This is a genomic window from Streptomyces sp. E11-3, assembly GCF_046540415.1.
Classification (GTDB): Bacteria; Actinomycetota; Actinomycetes; order Streptomycetales; family Streptomycetaceae; genus Streptomyces.
In genome coordinates this window covers 1-2,054 of the sequence record NZ_JAZGRL010000129.1, presented here as the reverse complement: position 1 = coordinate 2,054, position 2,054 = coordinate 1, and the positions used below count along the sequence as shown (strand labels likewise).

The following is a 2,054-nucleotide window of genomic DNA, read 5'->3' as shown; positions in this document are numbered from 1 at the left end:
CGGGCGGTGTCGGTGGGGGCGGCCGACGCGGGCGCGGCCACGGGGGCGGCGGTCACCGTCGTACAGGTCCTGGTGGACGGCGCGCCGGCGGGCCGACTCGGCCTGGCCGACCGACTGCGCCCCGACGCGCCGGACGCGGTCGCCGCACTCGCCGAACTCACGGGCACCGCGCCGATCCTGCTCACCGGGGACAACCCCCGGGCGGCCGCAGAGGTCGCCGCACAGGCCGGAATCGACTCCGGTGCCGTACGGGCCGGACTGCTGCCCCAGGACAAGGCCGCGGCGGTCCAGGAACTCCAGGCCGCGGGCCGCAAGGTCCTGGTCATCGGCGACGGGGTGAACGACGCGCCCGCACTCGCCGCGGCGCACAGCGGCGTCGCGATGGGGCGGGCGGGCTCGGACCTGGCGCTGGAGACCGCGGACGCGGTGGTCGTACGGGACGAACTCGCCGCCGTGCCGCGCGCGGTGGCCCTCTCCCGCCGCGCCCGGCGCCTGGTGGTCCAGAACCTGGTGATCGCGGGCACGTTCATCGCGGTACTGGTGACCTGGGACCTGGTGGGGCACCTGCCGCTACCGCTCGGCGTGGCGGGGCACGAGGGGTCCACGGTGCTGGTGGGGCTCAACGGGCTACGGCTGCTGCGCGAGAAGGCCTGGCGGGAGTGAGAGCGAGGGGCGCCGCCTGCGTACTTAAGGTGGAGTAACACTGCTTGAGACGCGGAGGGTTGGCACGGGTGGCCAAAGGGACAGAGGAAGCGAGCACAGACACGAGTACGGGCACGGACACGGGCCCGTATTCGTGCGGGCTTGACGCCGCCGTGGACGTCGTGGGCGGCAAGTGGAAGCCGGTGGTGCTGTGGGCGCTGCACGACGCGGGCACCCTGCGCTTCGGGCAGCTCAGGCGCGGCGTGCCGGGGATCACGGAAAAGATGCTGATCCAGACGCTCCGGGAGCTGGAGTCGGACGGCATCGTCCACCGCGAGATCTACCGGGAGGTACCGCCGCGGGTCGAGTACTCGCTGACCGAACTGGGCGTGGCACTGAACGCGGCGCTGGAGCCGCTCGGGGTGTGGGGCGACACACATATGGAGGAGATCCTGCGCGCGAAGGGCCGGGCCGCGGCGTGACCGCATCGTTATCGCGAGGGGTCGATCCGGGTGTAGCCATCACGTAGGTTCAGACCAGGGCGAATTCGCGCAGGCAAAGCCGCGCGGCAGGCACCGCGCGGTGGAGGGGGCCGCGCGGTGCCACCCAGGGGGCCCCTCACGCGTCGACGGTGCCCCGGGGGCGGGCCCGGCGGCCGCCCGACGGCGGCCCGTCGTCCGCCCGGCGCGGGCCTCTCGCGGGCTTCGCGTCGGCCCGGCAGCGGTCCGTCGGTGACCCGGCAGCGGTCCGATGGCGACCCGGCGGCGACCCGGCGGTGGTCCGTCGGCGCCCTGACCTCAGCCTGGTGGCCGCCTGACAGCCGTCTGCGGGCGCCCCGGTGTCGGCCCGGTGGCCGCGACGCGGCCCGTCGGTTGCCCGGCATGGGCCCGTCGGTCGCCTGGCGTCGACTCGCCGACCCGCCGACCCGCCGACCCGCCGCCCCGCCGACCCGTCGGCGCCCTGGTGTCCGCATGCCGTGCGCCCTGGCGTCGGCCCGGTGGCCGCCTGACAGTGGTCCGTTGGTTGCCGGGTATGGGTCTGCCGGAGGCCGGTCGGCTGCTTGGCGTCGGCCCGTCGGCCCGTCGGGGCCCGGTGTCGGTACGTCGTGCGCACTGGTGTCGGGCCCGGTGACCGCCATGTGGGCCGTCGGCTGCCCGACGTGGGCCGTCGGCGCCACGGCGTCGGTCCGTCTCTCCGGCATGGGCCCGACATCGGCCCGTTGACGCCCCGATGTCGCTCTGTCGGCTGCCCGGCAACAGCCAGGCGTCGGTCTGTCGGCCGCCCAGGCCTTGGCCCGGTGTGGGCCGGTCGGCTGCCCGGGGACGGCCCGGAGTCGCCTGCCCGGGGTCGGCCAGGCGGTGGCCCGGCGTCGCCTGCCCGGCGTCGGCCTGTCAGCCGCCCGCCAACAGCGA

The 2,054-nt window shown here is 75.8% G+C and carries 2 protein-coding genes; both read left to right on the top strand.

Annotated features, from left to right (window positions below; genetic code table 11):
- Nucleotides 1-663: HAD-IC family P-type ATPase (locus tag U9R90_RS35795; RefSeq protein WP_411061642.1), on the top strand; the 663-nt coding region annotated here is incomplete at its 5' end.
- 68 nt (nucleotides 664-731) lie between these two features.
- Nucleotides 732-1,124 carry a winged helix-turn-helix transcriptional regulator gene (locus tag U9R90_RS35790; protein ID WP_411061641.1) on the top strand — a complete coding sequence of 131 codons (393 nt, stop codon included), beginning with the start codon at nucleotides 732-734 and terminating at the stop codon, nucleotides 1,122-1,124.
- Nucleotides 1,125-2,054 lie beyond the last annotated feature (930 nt).